The 18178-nt window shown below is 69.2% G+C and carries 17 protein-coding genes; 7 read left to right on the top strand and 10 right to left on the bottom strand.

All coding sequences use genetic code 11. The features are described 5' to 3' along the window. The coding region (locus tag ACIHCL_RS35165) for a hypothetical protein (protein ID WP_399868479.1) at positions 1–1434 on the bottom strand (1434 nt) is incomplete at its 3' end. 892 nt (positions 1435–2326) lie between these two features. Between ACIHCL_RS35165 and ACIHCL_RS35170 the strand changes: the two genes are divergently transcribed. Next, a complete protein-coding gene (locus ACIHCL_RS35170) occupies positions 2327–2953 on the top strand; it encodes a C40 family peptidase (RefSeq protein ID WP_399868481.1) in 627 nt (208 codons plus the stop codon). A gap of 1462 nt (positions 2954–4415) precedes the next feature. Here the strand turns inward: ACIHCL_RS35170 and ACIHCL_RS35175 are convergent. Next, positions 4416–4988 carry a hypothetical protein gene (locus tag ACIHCL_RS35175; RefSeq protein ID WP_399868482.1) on the bottom strand — a complete coding sequence of 191 codons (573 nt, stop codon included), beginning with the start codon at positions 4986–4988 and terminating at the stop codon, positions 4416–4418. A 341-nt stretch (positions 4989–5329) separates the two neighbouring features. Then, positions 5330–5737 carry a RidA family protein gene (locus ACIHCL_RS35180; protein WP_399868483.1) on the bottom strand — a complete coding sequence of 136 codons (408 nt, stop codon included), beginning with the start codon at positions 5735–5737 and terminating at the stop codon, positions 5330–5332. Between the two features lie 117 nt (positions 5738–5854). On the opposite strand from ACIHCL_RS35180, the gene ACIHCL_RS35185 reads away from it, so the two are divergent. After that, on the top strand, positions 5855–6238 hold the full coding sequence (locus ACIHCL_RS35185; RefSeq protein WP_399868485.1) for a winged helix-turn-helix transcriptional regulator: 384 nt from the start codon (positions 5855–5857) through the stop codon (positions 6236–6238). A 329-nt stretch (positions 6239–6567) separates the two neighbouring features. On the opposite strand, the gene ACIHCL_RS35190 is transcribed toward ACIHCL_RS35185, so the two are convergent. Continuing rightward, positions 6568–6711: a hypothetical protein gene (locus ACIHCL_RS35190; protein ID WP_399868487.1), complete on the bottom strand. Its 144-nt coding sequence runs from the start codon at positions 6709–6711 to the stop codon at positions 6568–6570. Between the two features lie 187 nt (positions 6712–6898). Here ACIHCL_RS35190 and ACIHCL_RS35195 point away from each other — a divergent pair, with 187 nt between their 5' ends. Beyond that, complete coding sequence (locus ACIHCL_RS35195) at positions 6899–7204, top strand: helix-turn-helix domain-containing protein (RefSeq protein ID WP_399868489.1); 306 nt, start codon at positions 6899–6901, stop codon at positions 7202–7204. 136 nt (positions 7205–7340) lie between these two features. On the opposite strand, the gene ACIHCL_RS35200 is transcribed toward ACIHCL_RS35195, so the two are convergent. Next, positions 7341–7961, bottom strand: coding sequence for a TetR/AcrR family transcriptional regulator (locus ACIHCL_RS35200; RefSeq protein ID WP_399868491.1), 621 nt, complete (start codon positions 7959–7961; stop codon positions 7341–7343). A gap of 119 nt (positions 7962–8080) precedes the next feature. Here ACIHCL_RS35200 and ACIHCL_RS35205 point away from each other — a divergent pair, with 119 nt between their 5' ends. After that, a complete protein-coding gene (locus ACIHCL_RS35205; RefSeq protein ID WP_399868493.1) occupies positions 8081–10648 on the top strand; it encodes an MMPL family transporter in 2568 nt (855 codons plus the stop codon). A gap of 285 nt (positions 10649–10933) precedes the next feature. Here the strand turns inward: ACIHCL_RS35205 and ACIHCL_RS35210 are convergent, their stop codons facing one another. Together ACIHCL_RS35210 and ACIHCL_RS35215 are read right to left on the bottom strand one after the other, a co-directional pair. Continuing rightward, positions 10934–11569: a response regulator gene (locus tag ACIHCL_RS35210; protein WP_399868495.1), complete on the bottom strand. Its 636-nt coding sequence runs from the start codon at positions 11567–11569 to the stop codon at positions 10934–10936. Then, on the bottom strand, positions 11566–12786 hold the full coding sequence (locus ACIHCL_RS35215; RefSeq protein ID WP_399868497.1) for a sensor histidine kinase: 1221 nt from the start codon (positions 12784–12786) through the stop codon (positions 11566–11568). Before ACIHCL_RS35215 ends, ACIHCL_RS35210 begins: the two co-directional genes overlap by 4 nt. Positions 12787–12959: 173 nt before the next feature. Here ACIHCL_RS35215 and ACIHCL_RS35220 point away from each other — a divergent pair, with 173 nt between their 5' ends. The 3 genes from ACIHCL_RS35220 to ACIHCL_RS35230 all read left to right on the top strand — a co-directional run bounded on the left by ACIHCL_RS35220 (position 12960) and on the right by ACIHCL_RS35230 (position 15335). Next, positions 12960–14048 carry an ABC transporter permease gene (locus tag ACIHCL_RS35220; RefSeq protein WP_399868499.1) on the top strand — a complete coding sequence of 363 codons (1089 nt, stop codon included), beginning with the start codon at positions 12960–12962 and terminating at the stop codon, positions 14046–14048. Beyond that, the gene (locus ACIHCL_RS35225) at positions 14045–14725 is read left to right on the top strand and encodes an ABC transporter ATP-binding protein (RefSeq protein ID WP_399868501.1); all 681 of its coding nucleotides are present in this window, start codon (positions 14045–14047) and stop codon (positions 14723–14725) included. The genes ACIHCL_RS35220 and ACIHCL_RS35225 overlap by 4 nt, the downstream gene beginning before the upstream one ends. A 145-nt stretch (positions 14726–14870) precedes the next feature. Further along, positions 14871–15335 (top strand): DUF2871 domain-containing protein, encoded by a 465-nt coding sequence (locus tag ACIHCL_RS35230; RefSeq protein ID WP_399868503.1) that lies wholly within the window; start codon positions 14871–14873, stop codon positions 15333–15335. A gap of 231 nt (positions 15336–15566) precedes the next feature. Here the strand turns inward: ACIHCL_RS35230 and ACIHCL_RS35235 are convergent, their stop codons facing one another. The 3 genes from ACIHCL_RS35235 to ACIHCL_RS35245 form a co-directional block, all read right to left on the bottom strand. Beyond that, positions 15567–16100 carry a hypothetical protein gene (locus ACIHCL_RS35235; protein ID WP_399868505.1) on the bottom strand — a complete coding sequence of 178 codons (534 nt, stop codon included), beginning with the start codon at positions 16098–16100 and terminating at the stop codon, positions 15567–15569. 379 nt (positions 16101–16479) lie between these two features. Beyond that, positions 16480–16953, bottom strand: a complete 474-nt coding sequence (locus ACIHCL_RS35240) for a hypothetical protein (RefSeq protein WP_399868506.1) — start codon at positions 16951–16953, stop codon at positions 16480–16482. 242 nt (positions 16954–17195) lie between these two features. Beyond that, a complete protein-coding gene (locus ACIHCL_RS35245; protein ID WP_399868507.1) occupies positions 17196–18026 on the bottom strand; it encodes a M23 family metallopeptidase in 831 nt (276 codons plus the stop codon). Positions 18027–18178 lie beyond the last annotated feature (152 nt).

The raw sequence follows: 18178 nt of genomic DNA on the forward strand, positions 1-18178 counted from the left end.
GGCTTCGGCCTTCTTGGTGGAGTTGGCGATGGCCTTGGTGTTCTGGTCGCGGAGCTTGCGGGTTCGTTCGGTGACGCAGGTGTCGTAGCCGCCGCATTCTTTGCGTGCCTGCAGGTAGAGCGGGTCCTTGTTGGAGGCTTCGGCCTTCTTGGTGGAGTTGGCGATGGCCTTGGTGTTCTGGTCGCGGAGCTTGCGGGTTCGTTCGGTGACGCAGGTGTCGTAGCCGCCGCACTCCTTGCGTGCGCGCTGGTAGAGCGGGTCCTTGCTGGACTTTTCCGCCGCTGCCTTGGTGGTATCGAGCTTCTTCTGATGCTCGATCAGCTTGGGGCCGATGTCCCGTGTGGCACCCTGGGTGAACTCCTTGGACGTGTCGAATGCGCGACCGAAGGTTTCGAACGTATTGTTGTCCTTGATCTGGTGGTAGTCGTCGATGATGCGCTTGCGCAGCGTGTCCTCGGCGAGCGCCTTCTTCAGGAGCTGCTCGTGCTCGCTCTCGACGTGCTCCGAGTAGGCCTGTCCGGCCAGTTCACCGAGCATCTCGGTCATTCCGGTGCCTCGCCCACGGCCCCACCGGGGAATCTTCACGCCGAACTTCGGCGGCTTGATGCTGCTGACAATGGACTCCTTCGGCATCTTCGTGCCGCCTGTCGAGGGTCCCTTGGGCGGGTTCTTGGGCCCGGGCTTGGTCGGGCGCGCTCCGCCTGCTTCGTCCGGGCCGTCATCGCCGCGGAGCCGGTCGCGTTCGGCCTGGTCCTGTGCCAGCGCTTCCCGGGTGTCCTCGATCTGCTGCTGCACCTGGGCGCGCTCGGCCTTGGTCCTGGTCTGCCGCGGATTTTTTGCCTTGTTTTCTAGAACGCGGATCTTTCTCCCGAGTGAGCGGATTCGATTGTCGAGCTTCTTGATCTGCGTATCAGTGCTCTCGGGCGCCGCTTCCTTGAGGGTGCGGAGGTCGCTCCACACCTGGTTGTACCGGTTGACCGACGCCTGCAGATTCTGCTTCGCCCGTGCACGCTCGGCGCGAGTCGTGGCGTTGGTAACCCGTTTCTTGTCCTTTCGGATGTTCTGTTCGGCCTTGGTGAGCTGGTTCGTGAGGCCCTTCACGGTCTGACGCGACTTCCGGTACCAGGTCGCGGCGTCGTTTATGACGTCAGGCCCGTCATCCTTGATCGAGAAGTTCGTCCTGCCCTTAGCTATCCGCTCGTACATCCGCTCGGCGAAAATTTTCGCAGGCAGCTTCACCTGGTAGTACCGGTCATGAGGGTCCAGCGGGTTTTGGGCCCGGACATACACACCCCACAACAGCTTGTTCCACCAGTTGGGCTCGTTCGCGGGGGAGCCGGCTGCCGGGTCAGACGGGGGCGGGGCCGCCGAGGCATCGGTTGCCGGGCCGGCCAGGATGAACCCGACCGCCGCCACGAAGGCCACCAGAGCCATCCGTAAGGGCGTGGGCCATGCGCTGCGGGCTCTCTGGCCGAAGGGGGTCGTGTGTGGCGCAGTGTTCATGAGTCTTCTCCTTGAGTGAGCTGGTCGTTACGGGCTGCGGATGTGGTCAGGTGGCCGTGGCCCTTGTCCGTTCGTGCCGCTGGGGACAGTCCGCCGGCATTGGCGGGCGTGGGTGAGTGCGTGCGCAGGGATCTCGCCGGTGCGGTGCGGTGCGGGGCGGGGCGGGGCGGGGCGGGGCGGGGCGGTGAGGGAAGCGTTGCGGGCCGGTGCGGTGCGGGGCAACGGTCTGCGGCGGCTGGGACAGTCCGGGCTTGTCCGTGCTGGTCAGGGGTGGTGTCCGTGGATTGCGGCCGCAGGATCCGAAGGGCATGCCCGGGGCCCGGACGGGCTGGGACGGGCCCGGACTGTCCCGGCCGCCGCAGGATCTGGCGGGACATCGTGGAGCCGGAACAGCCTCTTTCCGGGCCGCTGATTCGGCGGCCTCTCGAAGGAGGTCGTGGTGGAACAGCAGACATTGCTCAGGTCCTTCCGGCTTGTGCCGGAGCGCTCGTCCGCAGCGCGTGACCGGAAGCTGCGGGCTCCGGGGTCCGGCGGGGGCGTAAGCGCGCGGTGGCGGCGGACAGCGGGAGTACTGCTCGTGCTGTTCGTGCTCTCATGGGTGTCGGGAGTACTCCTTGCCGCGCATGGTCCGACGGACTCCTCGTCCCCGGCCGCCCGGCCGGCGGTCACTCTGGCGCCGCACGGTCCGACCGTGCCCGAGCCTGCCCACACCGAGCCGACACAGCCCGCGCAAGAGCCCGCCCACGCCGAGCCGACGCGGCCCGCGCAGAAGCCCGCCCAACCTGTCAAAGCAGCCGCTTCCGGCACGGGAGTTGCGAAGCGCGTGGAGGTCAGGAAGGTCGTCCTGCGGCCCGGTGACACGCTCTACGCTCTGGCCGGTCGGCATGGCACGACCGTCAAGGCCCTGCAGCGGCTCAATGTTCTGGGCACGTCGACGCTGATCTACGCAGGAGACACCTTCCGCGTCCCCGCAGGAACGGGACCTGTGGAGGAGACGAGGAAGGGCCGGTCGACGGACGGGTCGCCGTCGCCGTCGCCGTCGCCGACGAAGTCGAAGTCGAAGTCGATGGCGAAGCCGGCGGCGAAGTCTCCCGCAGGGTCCGCTTCGTGGCGTGTTGTCGCCTTCGCCCAGGCGCAGTTGGGCAAGCCCTACATATGGGGCGGGACCGGCCCGCGCGGCTACGACTGCTCAGGTCTGGTGACGCAGGCATGGAAGGCGGCCGGAGTGAGCCTCCCGCGCACCACATGGGGGCAGGTCCGGGCAGGCACAGCCACGAGCCGCGCACAGCTCGTCCCCGGCGATCTGGTGATCGCGAACGGCGGCGGGCACGTCCAGCTCTATATCGGGCACGGCAAGGTCATCCACGCCCCACGCCCTGGCAGTACGGTCACCGTAGCCCGGCTCGCCGCCGCATCCGGTGTCGTCGGCTACCGCCACATCACACCGTGACGGGAACGGGACTTCCTGCCATGAACCGTGTCCACGCGGGCGGCACCCTGCGCGTCCCAGCGGCCTGGGACACGGCCACCGAGAATGCCGCTGCCGCTCGGTCCCGTCGTCTATCCCGAGCACATGGACGGATCACGGGAACAGATGACATCCCAGAAATCGTCCGGCCAGGGGTCCTCCTCACTCTGTGACGGAGAGGGCGTGTAGGCCGGCGGCGGTGGCTCGTAGACGTTCGGCTCCTCGGGGGATGGCTGCGGGGCGGGACTGTCGGAAGGCCGCTTACTTCTGGCCGAGGCCGAAGCCGAAGCCGAAGCCGAGGGTGTGGTGCGGGGGGTGCTGCCCGGCGAGGCATGGCCTGCCGGACCGGGTGGGTTGTCCTGAGAAGCCGGCCCCATCGAGGGGGCGCTGGATGCGGGTGGCGGAGAAGAACTGTTGGATGTCGCCGAGGGCGCTGGTGTCTGGATCGCGGGCGCGTGCGGCTTGTCGGCGTCATCGTCAGGAAACAGGGACATTCCCGTGACAGCGGCTGCGACGGTGAGGAATACGGCACTTGCCCCGAGCACAAGCTTTGACCGCCGATGAAGGGGCACCCGCGCGGGAGCGGATTCCACCTCTGCTGTCTTCGAGGTCTCCGATTGCGCGAGCGCCAGGCCACCGTTGTCCGCTGAAGGGTCCGGCGCCGCTGGATCGGTGACGTGCGCGGGCGTCGGTACAGGCACGGTGGATGTGTGCTCCTTCCTGGAACAGGAACACTCTTCCGGACTCGTGTCGGTGCCTGCCCTGGCAAGCTGACAGCCGTTCCCGCCTTCCACGGATTCGGTGACGGGACTGGGGGATTCTTCCACGCTGTGTGCGGGCACACCTGTCGCTGCTGGCCCGGCGGGCGTGGCGGTGGGGGGATTCTCGGGCTCGACGGCCAGGCGTCGGCGGGCATTCACCCATGCACTGACCATGTCCTCGTCACCGCCGCAGGCCCGGACGAAGGAAGCCAGGAGTTGCTCTCTGGGCAGCTCCGAGCGGCTCAGAGCACCGGAGAGCGTGGCACGTGGCAGCACGTCACCCGCGGCATCGGCCCGGCGCTCAAGCTGCCGGTAGCTCAGGTCCGCCCACAAACGTAACCGCCGCATCGCTGCTACGAACTGGGCGGGATCCGTCACGTCCGGCGGTTCGGGTAAGCCGTCGTCTGTCTCCGTATCCCGGAGACTTTGTCTGAACTCCGTCACCTTCGGCAGCCTAGGGCAATTCGAGGCCACCGCGCCCGTGTATGCCGCTCATCCGCCCGAACAACCTCGTCGAGCACGGCCGGGCCTTGCCCCTTGATTCTGGACACACGAGACACTGGTCGGATTGCCTGGACGGACTACCCTCGACATCGGCCCGCGCCGGAATGGGAATGGGGTGCGCGGGACAGGCCCGGCCCCCGTTGACGGCGGGACGCGGTACGGCCGGGGCCGCCCCCGTACTACAGGGGTGGCGAACTGGTCGAGCGCCGGTGGGCATGCGCGTTCCGGTGCCGCAGGAGACAGCGCACGCGGGCGGCGGCGTGGCTATGCGGCCGGGCCGGGGCGGTACATGTTGGCATACGCTCGTGCCCGAACCCCGGGCTCGCCCGGAAGGGGCCGTACCGGGGTGATCCCGGAGGTTGCCCACTGCTGAGCGCGGCTTCCGCGAGGGTCTTCGCGGAGGCTGTCGTCAGCGCCCCGAGGCTGGTGTCGATCCGCTCCTGGGTGAGGCTGTAGCCCTGTTCCCGGTACTCGACGGCCTGGACGGGGCATTCGAACTTGTCGGCGTCCCGGGCCACGGCCGCCTCCGCGGTCAAGCCGTACATGCTGGTGAAGAAGACCCGCAAGCCCCCGGCCAAGGCCGCCTTCAAGGACCCCAACCACCACGGCTCGCTCGTGTTCGTCCTCGACAGGCCGGACACGGTCCTGGCCGACAAGGCGTACTCCTCCCGCGAGATCCGGGACCACCTGCGCAGACGCGGTATCCGGGCGGTGACGGCCGGGCCTTCGCCTGAATGGATCGACGATGACATCACGGAACGGGATCGCACCTGGGTGAAGGAGCACCACGACGGTCCCGCCCTGCTGCACCGGGTCGATCCCCGACGCGGACTCGCCGACGACGACTTCGCCGCGCTGACGGCCTGGGCAACCGCCCTGGACCGACGCCACACGGTCCACAACCACCTGCGGCGTCATCCCACATGCACCCCTGCGGGACAGCCCCTTTCTTTCAGTAGCCCAGCCGTGGACCGTGATCCGGCTGCCGGTACGACCGAGCACGCCGACCGGCCGCTTCGGTGCTCAGTGGGCGCGGGACGTCTGCTCGGCAGGGAATCTGTCCAGCGGGGCATCTCCTCAGCAGGGTGTCTGCTCAGTCGAGGACCGCGGTGGCTTCGATCTCGACCAGATGGTCTGGGATGTCCAGTGCCGCCACGCCCACCAGCGTGGCCGGCGGAACGGGGGCGGATCCCAGCTTCGCGGCGGCCCGGGACATCCCGTCCAGGAGCAGGGGCATCTTGTCGGGCGTCCAGTCGACGACGTAGACGGTCAGTTTCACTACGTCGTCGAAGGTTCCTCCGGCTTCGGCCAGAGCGGTGTTGATGTTGACGTAGCACTGCTCGATCTGCGCGGCGAGGTCGCCTTCGCCGACCGTGGTCCCCTCGGCATCCCAGGCGACCTGCCCGGCGATGAAGACCAGTTTCGCCCCGGACGCGATCGCCACCTGCCGGTAGACGTCGACCTTGGGCAACCCGCTGGGGTTCACCAGAGTGATGGCCATTCTGCCTGCCTCCTCGTTGTCGTGAGAGACGCTCGTACTCTCTTGTGGTTACTCGGCAACCGTAGGAGAGTGGCCGCTGACATGGAAGAACGCACTTTTCAGTGACTGGGGAACCTCATGGTGACCGAGCAGTTCAAGGGCACGCCCAAGGACGAAGCGGACCTGACACGCGCGGACTCGTTGGCGCGCGAGATCTTCTCGGACGTTGCCAACAAGTGGGCGCTCCTGATCATCGAAGCGGTGGGTGAACGCACCCTGCGGTTCACCGAGTTGCGCGACGAGGTCGAAGGCATCAGCCACAAGATGCTCACCCAGAACCTGCGCATGCTGGAACGCAACGGCCTGCTCTCGCGACGCGTGCACCCCACCGTGCCGCCGCGGGTCGAGTACACCCTCACGGAGCCGGGCCGAGCCCTGCGCGCGACGGTTGGCGCGATGTGCGACTGGACCCAGCAGTACCTCGGCCACATCGAGACCGCCCGCCGCCGCTTCGACGCCTGACGACTGGAGCACTCGCCTACGCGGCCCATCGGCAAGGCCGGCTCGGGCGGTCCGCCCAGAACGCTCAACTGGCCTGCCACGCACGGGGATCGGCCACCGCCGACCTCCAGGCCGCCCAGGGCCTCGGCGCGCACGGCCCCGCCGTGCAACAGGCCCGGTCGGCGGCGGGGGAGTGCACGACGGACTCGTCCGCGCCATGCGGATCGCCTGGGGTGACGGCGTCGGTGTTGGTGCTGGTGACGGCCGTCGTGGTGATGCCGAGGAGGGCTGGGGAGGAGCACGGACGGGCCGGGCGTCAAAACGCCCCGGCTCGTGGCCGATTCACGGCACTAGAGCTCGTGGATCGCCGCGTCGGCCGGCTCCTCGTTGCCCCGACGCAGCGCCCTGATCAGCTCGGACACCTCCTCGGCGGAGCCGTAGGCATGGGTCAGGGAGTGCCACTGGACGTCTTCCAGTGCGGCCGGGGATCTCATGGTTCGTGCTCCTTGGATGATCGAGCACCCCGATCGTATCGATCACCACTGACATTGATACTCGGAGGCGGTTCGCGCAGCCCGCGCAGCCCTGTCCGGACGAGCATCCAGCGCGCCCAAGCACGACTCCGTTACCGGCATACGCGCCCTGCAGAACGCCGCCCTCTACCGCATCGCCCTGGTCCGCATGGCCGGCGATGCCCGCACCCGCCAATACATCGCACGTCAGACCGCCGCAGGACGCACGAAGAAGGAGATCATCCGACTCCTGGAACGAGCCATCGCCCGCGAGATCTTCCGCTGTCCGACCACCACGATCAGCGTTCCCGGGACCGCGGACCTACGTCCCTTGCGGCAGTCCAAGAACATCACCCTGACCGCTGCCGCACGACACCTCGGCGTCCGGCCAAGCAGAATCTCCGATGTCGAACGCGGGATCCGCCGACTCGACGACCTCGCCCACATCTACCGCGACTGGCTCCAAACCGCTTGACCACCAATAGGAGCATCAACGAATGGCTTTTGCCCGTACACGAGCGATCACCAGCGTGGCGGGCATGGTCCCGACCGGTTCAAGATCCGGCTCACCTTGTTGGGGATGGGCTTTCGTCGTGGACGGGCCTGCGAGCTCACGGGCGGCGAGTCACGGGTGGCGTGGGAGGTTCTGTTCGGCCGTCGTACGCGAGCAGTCGACGTGTTGCTCCCGCTGCGAAGCCGGACACGGTCGTCAGTTCGTCGCCCTGGTCGATTCGTTGAATGCATGCGTCGACGACGGCCTGGAGCACGGCGACAGTCAACTCTGGCTGTGGATGCCCCAGTTCGCGTACAACCCGGGCGAGCGCCTCGTGCAGCGAGGTGTGCAGATTCCTCACGCGTTCCCGCGCCGACGGGGAGAGCGAGCCGCGCGAGAGTGAGGCCCGCCAGCCATGGGTACCGCGAGCAGCCTGTTCGAGATTGGCCCTGACGTAGGCGGCTGCCTGCTCCTCGGGTGAGGTCTCGGCCGCGATGGCCCGCTCCACGGCGTCGATCCAGGCTGGGAACTCCCGGGTCACGACGAGTTCGAGCAGATCTTCGATGGAGTCGAAGTAGCGGTAGATGCTGTTGCGGGCTATGCCGGCCCGTGCGGCGACCGCGCCGGCGGTGAGGGCCTCCACACCGCTCTCGTTCAGGATTGCCTCGGCCGCGTCGATCAGCTGAGCGAGCCGCTGGGCTCGGTGCTCACGAACGCTGCCGGCTTCGATCTTGGGCATTCTCTCCGCTTCCTCGGGTGCTGCGCCGACCCACGCCAATCTATCCCCGCGTCCGGGACGCCGAGGGGCCTGTGTTAGCTTGACGCAACTTAGAGACACCCTGTCTCTAAAATCTGTCCGTGCTTCCGGTCGAAGGCTCCCTGATGCAACTGACGTACTCCCGCATGCTCCGACGTCTTCTAGGGTCGAGGAAACGTGCCGCCGTGGTGGTGGCGTTCTGGGTATTGATCGCAGGCCTCCTCGCCGGGGTCGCCCCTGCTCTGAAATCCGTCGAGGACAACGCCTCCGCCAACCTTCCGCCCGCCGCTTCGGATTCCATGAAGGCCCGCGACCTCATCCGCGCCCAGCTTCCGGGCCAGGACGCGACGCCGGCGATCATCGTGGTGCGCGGTAAGGGCGCCGACGCTGCGAGGAGCGCCGGGGAAGCCGTCGCCCGGATCACCTCGACCCTCTCGGGATCCACCCGGCCCGACCAGGTCGCGAGCGTGATCTCCACGGTGACCGCTCCCGACGCCGCGGCCGAGCTGGTCTCGCAGGACCGCGGCGCCCAGCTGGTCATCGTGCCCATGACCGGAAGCCCCTCGGACGAGTCCTTCCAGAACGCGGTCGACGAAGTGCGTGCCCTCGTGTCCGACCGTGCAGGGCCCACCGAAGTCGCCGTGACCGGCCCCGCCGGGATTGCCACCGACACCGTGAAGGTCTTCAGCGGCGGTGACAAGGTCATGCTCCTGGCCACCATTCTGCTCGTCCTCGTCATTCTCCTGTCCATCTACCGCTCACCCCTGATGGCGCTCGTGCCACTGGTCGCCGTCGGCGTGGCGATGCGCGTGTCGGAGACGGTCGGCGCGCTCCTCGCGGACGCCGGAATCATCACGGTCAGCTCCCAGACCGCCTCGATCATGACGGTGCTGCTGTTCGGGGTGGGCACGGACTATGCGTTGATCGTCACCGCACGCTACCGAGAGGCCCTCCTCGACGAGCCGGACCGTCCGCGCGCGATGCAGACCGCCGTGCGCCGGACCGCCGAATCAGTCCTCGCCAGCGCCTCCACCATCGTGCTCGCCATGTTCGCCCTGCTCGTGGCCGTTTCCCCCGCGCTGCGCGGCTTCGGACCGTACCTCGCCCTCGGCGTGGCTGTCATGGCGCTGGTGGCGTTCACCTTCATCCCCGCCCTCATCCTCCTGCTGGGCAGGGGCGTCTTCTGGCCGGGGGGCGTGGGCAAAGCCGCCGAACGCAGCCGCGGTGCAGGTGTCTGGCACCGCATCGCCGCTCTCGTCGCTCGGTCACCGGTCCGGGTCATCTCGGCCGTGGTCGCGCTGCTCGTGGTGATGAGCGCGGGACTGCTCGGCTACCAGCAGAGCTTCAACACCCTCAGCGGCTTCCGTGCCGCCACCGAGTCGGAGCGCGGGCAGCAACTCATCCAGGAGGAGTTCGGACCTGGCGAGATCGCACCCAGCACCGTCGTCGTCCGTTCCCAGGAGAACCTGCGCTCCAGCCCAGCACCCGCCGATGTCGCCGCCGTGCTCGCCAACGCCGACAATGTCAGCCGGGTCGGGGAGCATCCCCGCTTCGGTGAGGACGGCAAAACCGTCTTCTACGACGTCGTCCTCGACCTCGACCCGTACAGCTCCGAGGCACTCGACGCGATCGATCCGCTCAAGGAGGCCGCGTCGGCCGCGGCCCACGCGGCCGGAGTGGAGGACGCCACGGTGCTGATCGGCGGGGAGACGGCGCAGAACGCCGACATCCGCTCCGCCCTCGACCGTGACACGACCCTCATCGTGATCCTGGTCCTGACCATCGTCACAGCGGTCCTCGTCCTCCTGCTGCGCTCGCTCCTCGCACCGCTCTACCTGGTCGCGACCCTCATCCTGTCGTTCCTGGCCACCCTGGGCGCCACCACGTTCTTCACGCTGACCGTCCTCGGCGACGAAGGCATCGGCAACCGCGTCACCGCATACATCTTCGTCTTCCTCGTCGCGCTCGGCGTCGACTACAACATCTTCATCATGAGCCGGTTCAAGCAGGAGCTGCGCACCCTGCCCCCGGCCAAGGCCATCACCGCCGCCCTGACCCGCACCGGCGGCGTCGTCTCCTCCGCAGGTCTCATCCTTGCGGCGACCTTCGCCGTCCTGATGACCCAACCGATCCGCGAACTGTTCCAGTTCGGCTTTGCCATGGCCTTCGGCATCCTGCTGGACACCTTCCTCATCCGGCCGCTCCTGGTCCCCGCCATCGTCCGCCTTCTCGGCGACCACGCGCTGTGGCCCGTACGCCCAGCACATCCCACGACGCCTTTCACACCTGCCACCGACCAGCCTCCCGCGCAGGACGGCGAAACCGGCATCGGGACCGGGCGCCTGCTGCGCGCCTTCACCTGGATCGCGGCCATCGAAGCGTGCACATGGGCTGGCCTGCTGGTGGGGATGTACCTCAAGTACATCCCCGAAACCACCGAACTCGGCGTACGGATCTTCGGAACACTCCACGGTGCCGCCTTCATCGGCTACGTACTCCTGACGGTCCTGGTGGCGATCCGGCTGAAGTGGCGGCTGAGCCGTACGACGTTCTTCGCTCTGCTGGCCGCCCTACCACCCTTCATGACCGTGGCATTCGAGGTATGGGCCCGCCGCACCGGCCGGATCCCCGGGCCGGCCACAGCCCCGCGTCCCGCCCCCGCCCCATAGCCGAGTGTCCGAATGGAACCCCCGGCGCCGCACCTGGCGCCGGGGGCGCTCTCGTCGGCTTCCGGGCCTGGAGTGGGTGCTACGCGACGTCTTGAACGTGATCGAAGACGGCGACGAGGCGGCGGGCCCAACGTTCGCGGGGCAAGAACGCTACAGGCGAACCACTCCGGCGGGGCGGGTGAACCTCATCTGGTGCCGGCTGCTTCCGGGCGACTTCGCTGCCCTGCGAGAGGACAGCCCGACAGAGGCGGGCTTCGCCCGACCGGGCCGCGCATGGGTCCGGGATCAGCGGCGGATGAATCCGAGACGGGTGGCAGTCGCCACTGCGGCGGTGCGGGAGTCGGTGCCCAGCTTGGTGTAGATGCGGGCGAGGTGGGATTTTACGGTGCCCTCGGTGAGGTGGAGCCGCTGGCCGATCATCTGGTTGGACAGGCCCTCGGCCACCAGTGCGAGGACTTCGGTCTCGCGCCGTGTCAGGGCGGTGGCGGGGGTGCGGAGCCGGTTCATGAGCCGGTCGGCGACGGTGGGGGCGAGGGTGGTGCGGCCGGCGGCGGCGGTGCGTACGGCGGCGGCCAGATCTTCGGGCGGGGCGTCCTTGAGGAGGTAGCCGGTGGCGCCGGCCTCGATGGCGGGCAGGGTGTCTGCGTCGGAGTCGTAGGTGGTGACGATCAGCACGCGGGGTGCGCCGGGGCGGGCGGTGATCCGGGCGGTGGCCTCGGCGCCGCCCATGCCCTTGCCGAACTGCAGGTCCATCAGGACGACGTCGATGTCGCCCTGGGCGGCGCGGGTGATCGCGTCCTCGGCGGTGGCGGCCTCGCCCACTACGGTGAGGCCGGGTTCGGTCTCCAGCACGGCGCGGAGCCCGGCCCGTACCACCGGGTGGTCGTCGGCCAGGAGTAGGCGGATGGGGCTGTCGGTCACGGGCGCTCCTCGGCCTCTGTGTCGGCGGGCGGGGGCAGGGGGAGCTGGGCGGCCAGGGCGGTGCCGTGGCCGGGGGCGGATTCGATAACGAGTATGCCGCCGAGGGCGCGCATGCGGGCGCGCATGGCGGCCAGCCCGAAGCCGCCGCTGTCGGGGGCGGGGGCGGGTAGTCGGTCGGGGTCGAATCCGGTGCCGTCGTCGACGACGTCGAGGGCGACATGGTCGCCGAGGTGGCTGAGGGTGACCTCGGCAGTGGTGGCGTGGGCGTGACGGACGGTGTTGGCGAGGGCGGACTGGGCGATGCGCAGCAGGGCGACCTCGTGCGCGGTCGGCAGGGGTGCCGCTTCGCCGGTGAGGTGGAAGCGTGCGGTGATGCGGTGCCGGGTGGATGTCGTGACGCACAAGCGTTCCAGCGCGCCGGCCAGGGTGGAGTCCTCCAGAGCAGGCGGGGTGAGGGCGGCGACGAAGCGGCGGGCCTCGGCGAGGTTGTCCACGGCGGCCTGGCGGGCCTGGTCGACATAGCGGGCGGCGTTCTCCGGTTTGCCGGGCAGGGCGCGTTCGGCGGCGCGCAGCAGCAGCTGGATGCTGGAGAGCCCCTGGGCGAGGGTGTCGTGGATTTCGCGGGCCAGGCGCTCGCGTTCGGCCAGCACCCCGGCGGTGTGCTGGGCGCGGGCCAGGTCGGCGCGGGTGGTGGTGAGTTCCTCGATCAGACGTCGGCGCTGCTCGCTCTCCCGGTACAGGGCCTGGTACCCCCACACCACCGCGACGGCGACGGCGGCGCCCAGGGCGGGGCCGATCGCCATGGCGAGGCTGAAGGAGCCCTGATGGGCTGCGAAGGCGGTGATCGCCATGAGGGCGGTCGCGGCCACTGCGGCCAGGCCTGCACGGCGCGGCAGCAGGTGGAGCTGGAGGAAGTACAGCGGGAAGGCGAGCCAGACGGCGTCAGCGGACAGGACCAGCAGCACCAGCCAGCAGGCGCCGACGGCGCCCAGCCATACCGCGGCGGCCAGCGGGGAGCGGCGGATGCGCGGCAGGGCCGGACCGGCCGCGTACACCACAGCGCACGCCGCGGCTGCGGCGACGGTCGTCGCGGCGTGGGGCCCGCTGTCGGCCACGGCGCGGCCCGCGGCCAGGACGAGGAGGACGACGATCAGCAGGTGCAGGCACCAGGACAGGGCCCGGGTGGTCGGGGTCAGGGCGGGAGCGGCGGTGTTCACAGTGCCTCCAGCCTACGGACGCATGCCCCGGGGCGGCCTCCATCGAAAGTTACAACTCGCGTGCCGCCCTTCGACCCGCGAAGTGCCCTCCCCCGCCAGATGCTCGCGCAGGGGGGCAGCGGCGATGGTGGGGACATACCGATTCCACCGCCAGAAAGAGGCAGGCCAAAGCCGTGTTCGTCGCCTGGAGAGACCTGAAGTTCGCCAAGGGGCGCTTCGCCCTGATGGGGACCGTCATTGTGCTCATCACCCTGTTGGTCGGCCTGCTGTCCGGGCTGACCGCCGGGCTGGGCCAGCAGAACATCTCCGCCATCACAGGCCTGTCCGCCGACAAGATCGCCTTCCAGGCGCCCAGCGGTGGGCAGGACGTGTCGTACTCCAACTCCATCGTCACCGAGAAGCAGTGGCAGCAGTGGTCCAAGACCCCCGGAGTCACCAGTGCCGAACCGCTGGGGATCACCACCACCAAGGCCACCGCCGGGGACCGGAGCACCGGAGTCTCCGCCTTCGGCGTCCAGCCGGGCTCCCGCCTCGCCCCGGACAGCAGCAAGCTGGATGAGCGGTCGGTCGTTCTGTCCACCACGGCCGCCGACGACCTCGGGATCAAGCCGGGCGACACCTTCACCCTGGCCGGTCAGCGGCTGACCGTGGCCGCCGTCCAGGGCGACGCCTCCTTCAGCCACACCCCGGTCGTCTGGACCAGCCTCGACGTCTGGCAGAAGGCCGCACCCCCCACCACCGGCGGCGGCGGACCGACCGCGACGGTGATCGCCCTGGACACCACCTCCGGCGCCGACACGGCGGCAGCCGACCGGGCCGCGGGCACCAAGACGGTCTCCAAGGACGATTCGCTGTCCGCGATCGGCTCCTACACCTCCGAGAACGGCTCCCTGCAGCTGATGCGCGGCTTCCTGTTCGCCATCTCGGCGCTGGTGATCGGCGCCTTCTTCACCGTGTGGACCATCCAGCGCAGCGGCGACGTCGCCGTCCTCAAGGCCCTCGGCGCCTCGACGGCCAATCTTCTCAAGGACGCGCTCGGCCAGGCCGTCGTCCTGCTCGCCGGCGGAACCCTGATCGGCACCGGTATCGCCGCCGCCCTCGGCGCCCTCGTCGCCGGCAGCGCGGTGCCGTTCCTCCTCACCCCCGCCACCGTCCTGCTCCCCGCCGCCGTGATGATCCTCCTCGGCGCCCTCGGGGCCGGCCTGTCCATCCGCCGCATCACCTCCGTCGACCCGCTGACCGCCCTGGGGAGCGCCCGATGAGCCTCAACCTGACCGACATCACCCTCACCTACCCCGACGGCGACACCCGCCTGACCGCCCTCGACCGCGTGACGCTCGACGTCCCCAAGGGCAGCCTCACCGCCGTGGTCGGCCCCTCCGGATCCGGCAAGTCCAGCCTCCTGGCCGTCGCCGCCACCCTCATCACCCCCGACACCGGCACCGTCACCATCGACGGCACCCCCACCACCGGCATGAGTCGCGGCGAACTCACCGACCTGCGCCGCCACAAGGTCGGCATCGTCTTCCAGCAGCCCAACCTGCTGCCCTCCCTCACCGCCGCCGAACAACTCCAGGTCATGGCCCAGCTCGACGGCCGCTCACCTGCCAAGGCTCGCACCCGCGCCCTCGAACTCCTCGACGCGGTCGGCCTGGCCGACCAGGCCCGCCGCCGCCCCCACCAGCTCTCCGGCGGCCAGCGCCAACGCGTCAACATCGCCCGCGCCCTGATGAACGACCCCACCGTCCTCCTGGTCGACGAACCCACCAGCGCCCTCGACCACGAACGCGGCGCCGCCGTCCTCGACCTGATCACCCGCCTCACCCACCAGCAGGCCACCGCGACCGTCCTGGTCACCCACGACCGCACCCACCTCACCGCCGTCGACCAGATCGCCGAAGTCCACGACGGACGCCTCCGCCACCCCGCCCAGCGCTGAACCACGGCGAGTGGCCCCGGCAGGCCGTCCCGCCGGGGCCACCCGCCGCACACTCGGCCCACCCATCCGATACGGGCCGGTACACCCTCACCCGCATCGGCCATCGGACCGTGCGGCCCAACCACGGGAAGGAGCTCATCCACCGATGCAGAAGCTCTACTACTCCGCCGTCCTCTATACCGTCCTCGGTCTGGCTGCCGGTCTCTACTACCGGGAGGTGACCAAGGCCCACGACTTCACCGGCACAACCCAGTTGGCCGTTCTCCACACCCACCTGCTCACCCTCGGAACGCTGGTCTTCCTGATCACCCTTGCTCTGCAGAAGACCCTGCACCTGACCCGCGGCCGGTTCTTCCCAGCCTTCTTCTGGACCTACCACGCCGGGCTCCTCCTCACCACGGCCCTCATGGCTGTCCACGGCACCCTGACTGTGCTCGGCAAGGACACCGGCGCCGCGATCTCCGGCATAGCAGGCTTGGGCCATATCCTCCTCACTCTCGCATTGGTCTTCTTCTTCCTCTGCCTGCACCACCGCCTGCGCCCCGACTTCGCGGGCACGACGCAGACCGACACCAGCGAGCTGACCGGAGCGGACAGGACTCACGGCTGAGCAACTGCACGACGAACCACCCGAGCCAGACGTATATCCGATCCCAGGCCGGGCCTCCCGTTCCAGCTTCGCCGCCTGCCGAGTCGCTCCAGCCAGGGACGACCCGACACAGGCAGGGCAGCGACCGAGCTGTGCGGCTCGGTCGCCGCCTTTCAGGAAGGTCACGCCGGCGCCGGTCATGCGCGCATGACCGCAGGTGAAGTCGTCGGTGTGCACCGGGGTGCCGCGGAGTCAGGCTCCGCGGCGGACCGGACCGATGAGGGTGCCACTGGCCACCCGAGCCCTTCCCTCGGCGACGGACGTGCCGGGGATCTCTCCGTCCGGGGCCCGGAGCGTGAACGACGCCTCGTCCGCGGCGGTGCCGCGGGCGCTGCTGGGGACCTGGATGTCGAAGTGCACCGGATGGTCAGGACCGAACGTCACCATGGTCGACTGGTCGCCGTAGCGGCCCGCGGTGATCCCGATCTCCGAACCCCGGTACGAGAAACGCACGTCGGTGGGGGAACCGGCCAGTCGGCACGGCTCGTATCCGCGTGGCGCGGTCAGCGTCACGCGGTAGTGGCTGTGCCCCGCGCTCGCCGGCGCCTCGGTGATCTTCGCGATGTGGTTGGCCGGTCGGCAGGCCGAAGGGGCGCCGCCGCCGGTCGCGGGTGAAGCCTGCGCGGCTCCGCCCCCGTCCCCGCCTCCGACACCAGCAGCGCCGGTCAGCACGGTGGTGGCGATGGTGGCTGCAAGGGCGACGGCGAACTTCCGGTTCCTACGCATCCTGAACACTCCCTGCTCCGCTCGATGGGCTGCGGGCATGCTCCGCCGGAGCCGTGGCCGACACGGTTCCTTTCCCTCGGCTCTCTCGGGACATGTCTCGGGGCCGGTACCGTCGCGCGGCCGGGTGAGAAAACCCATACGCCAGGGTGAGGACGGCGTCTGTCGGGCTGACGCCCCGGGGACCGGGAAGGCGCCGGTTCTGCGCCCTCGTAGAACGCGGCTTTCGGCGCCGGACGACGGGACGGGTACCCACGTCGCGCTGGTAGTCCACCGATACCGTCCGGTTCAGGTCCTCGTCGGACCGCGATTATCTACCTGGCAGGATTCCACGTCGCAGGCATCTCCTCTGGTCCGCCCGCTGAACCCAAAAACGGCTGGCTTACTTGCGCCCGAGCGCGGCCCGCACGGCCTCGGCGTCCGTGCCCTCGGTGTCGACGAGATTGACCGCCTGATCGACGAGCCACGTACCCTGTTTCCCAGGAACGAGCCGCAGCGCGGTGTGAGTGGTCATGCCGAGTTCCCCTGTACCGGTCTCCAAGGTCACCCGCAATCCGATTCCCGCGGGGTGCGGACTGAAGGCCGAGACCTCGACCGCCTCACCGGTGCTCACCCGCGTGTCCGAGTTGTTGCCGAGCCGGGGTGCCCCAGTGATTTCGACGCACTCGGCGATAGTGTCCGTCCCCCAACTCTGCCGCAGGCGTTCGGTCCGGGCTTCGCAGGCGGCCTCCCAGTCCTGATCCACCGAGGCCTGCTGGTAGGCCCGCGCGGCCTCGATCGCAGCCGCCGCGCGCTCCTTGCTCCCACCGCCGCCGCCGGTATCGCCGCAACCGGCCAGCGGCAGGGCCATCGCCATCACGAGCACCCCAGCAGCGCGTCCACCCCGAGCAGCCACGCCCTGTCCCCTTCATCTCTCATCGGCCCTGTCCAGCACCGTTTGGAGGATTACAGCACAGGGCCGGAGTCTGGTGATCCAAACGAAGCGGGGGCAGCCGGGGCCGTGGGCCTTCAGGTTCCGTTCACGCGCGGGAGCCCGCGGCGGGGGCGGGTGAGGCCCACCGCCGGGGCTTGTCTGGGGCGGTCTGCTACTGGCTGCTATTAGCTGACCCAGTCCCAGGCATTCGCGTTGATGAAGCGGCTGAAGCCCCGCCAGGAGTTGGGGCCCATCTCACCGTCGATGGGACCGGTGTAGCCGTAGTTGGCGGCCAGCCGCTGGACCGCCGACCAGGTCATGGGACCGGGGCTGCCGTCGATGGGTCCGGTGTAGCCCCAGTCGCCGCGCATGTTCCGCTGGAGCGCGGCGTAGGTGTTGGGTCCGGGGATCCCGTCGATCGGGCCGGTGTAACCCGACCGGATCCGCAGCCAGTTCTGGGCGCGCTTCCACATGATGGGGCCGGGGATGCCGTCCTGCTCGGTCGTGGTCTTCGGCAGCGCGGTGCCGCCGCCACCGCCCAGGTAGTCCAGCGGGTTGACGCGGGTGCCGCCCGGAGTGATCAGGTGCCAGTGCACGTGCGGACCGGTGGAGCTCCCGGAGCCCGGGGCCCCGGCGGCGCCGCCCGAGAACCCGACGGTGCCCCCCTTGCCGACCCAGGTGCCGTCAGAAACGTGGAACTCCGACAGGTGCATGTACTGGGTCCGGTACCCGTCGCTGTGGGTGATGGTCACGGTGTGGCCACCGGTGCCGTTGTACGGGATGTTGGTCACCGTCCCGGCACCCGCGGCCGGAAGTCTGGTGCCGACGCCCATCGCGTAGTCGATTCCGCCCAGGGAACCGCGGTTGACATGGTCCCACCAGCCGTCGGTCATCGTGTAGCCGCTGAACGGGTTGTAGAGGTCTGCGGCCTTGGCGGAGCCCGCCGAGAACAGCACGCCGCCGGCAGCCAGACCGAGACTGGCGGCGGAGCCGCGCAGCAGCGTGCGCCGACTCATTCCGGTTTGCGACCAGCCCTTTCGACCGCCATCGGATCCATGGCTTATGTGCACATCAACTCCCTTGTTTTCATTTCGGATTGACCTGTCATGGCGGAGCGGAGTCAGGCTAACCTTCACGCATAGATTTTGACAGGAGCATGGCATTCCAC

The sequence above is a fragment of the Streptomyces sp. NPDC052042 genome (genome assembly GCF_044548345.1).
Taxonomy (GTDB): domain Bacteria; phylum Actinomycetota; class Actinomycetes; order Streptomycetales; family Streptomycetaceae; genus Streptomyces.

Coding starts and splice junctions, on each gene's coding strand:
- ACIHCL_RS35175 (WP_399868482.1), bottom strand. CDS start 4,988: ATGTCATCGTCGATCCATTCAGGCGAAGGCCCGGCCGTCACCGCCCGG.
- ACIHCL_RS35180 (WP_399868483.1), bottom strand. CDS start 5,737: ATGGCCATCACTCTGGTGAACCCCAGCGGGTTGCCCAAGGTCGACGTC.
- ACIHCL_RS35185 (WP_399868485.1), top strand. CDS start 5,855: ATGGTGACCGAGCAGTTCAAGGGCACGCCCAAGGACGAAGCGGACCTG.
- ACIHCL_RS35190 (WP_399868487.1), bottom strand. CDS start 6,711: ATGAGATCCCCGGCCGCACTGGAAGACGTCCAGTGGCACTCCCTGACC.
- ACIHCL_RS35195 (WP_399868489.1), top strand. CDS start 6,899: ATGGCCGGCGATGCCCGCACCCGCCAATACATCGCACGTCAGACCGCC.
- ACIHCL_RS35200 (WP_399868491.1), bottom strand. CDS start 7,961: ATGCCCAAGATCGAAGCCGGCAGCGTTCGTGAGCACCGAGCCCAGCGG.
- ACIHCL_RS35225 (WP_399868501.1), top strand. CDS start 14,045: ATGAGCCTCAACCTGACCGACATCACCCTCACCTACCCCGACGGCGAC.
- ACIHCL_RS35230 (WP_399868503.1), top strand. CDS start 14,871: ATGCAGAAGCTCTACTACTCCGCCGTCCTCTATACCGTCCTCGGTCTG.
- ACIHCL_RS35235 (WP_399868505.1), bottom strand. CDS start 16,100: ATGCGTAGGAACCGGAAGTTCGCCGTCGCCCTTGCAGCCACCATCGCC.
- ACIHCL_RS35240 (WP_399868506.1), bottom strand. CDS start 16,953: ATGGCGATGGCCCTGCCGCTGGCCGGTTGCGGCGATACCGGCGGCGGC.
- ACIHCL_RS35245 (WP_399868507.1), bottom strand. CDS start 18,026: ATGAGTCGGCGCACGCTGCTGCGCGGCTCCGCCGCCAGTCTCGGTCTG.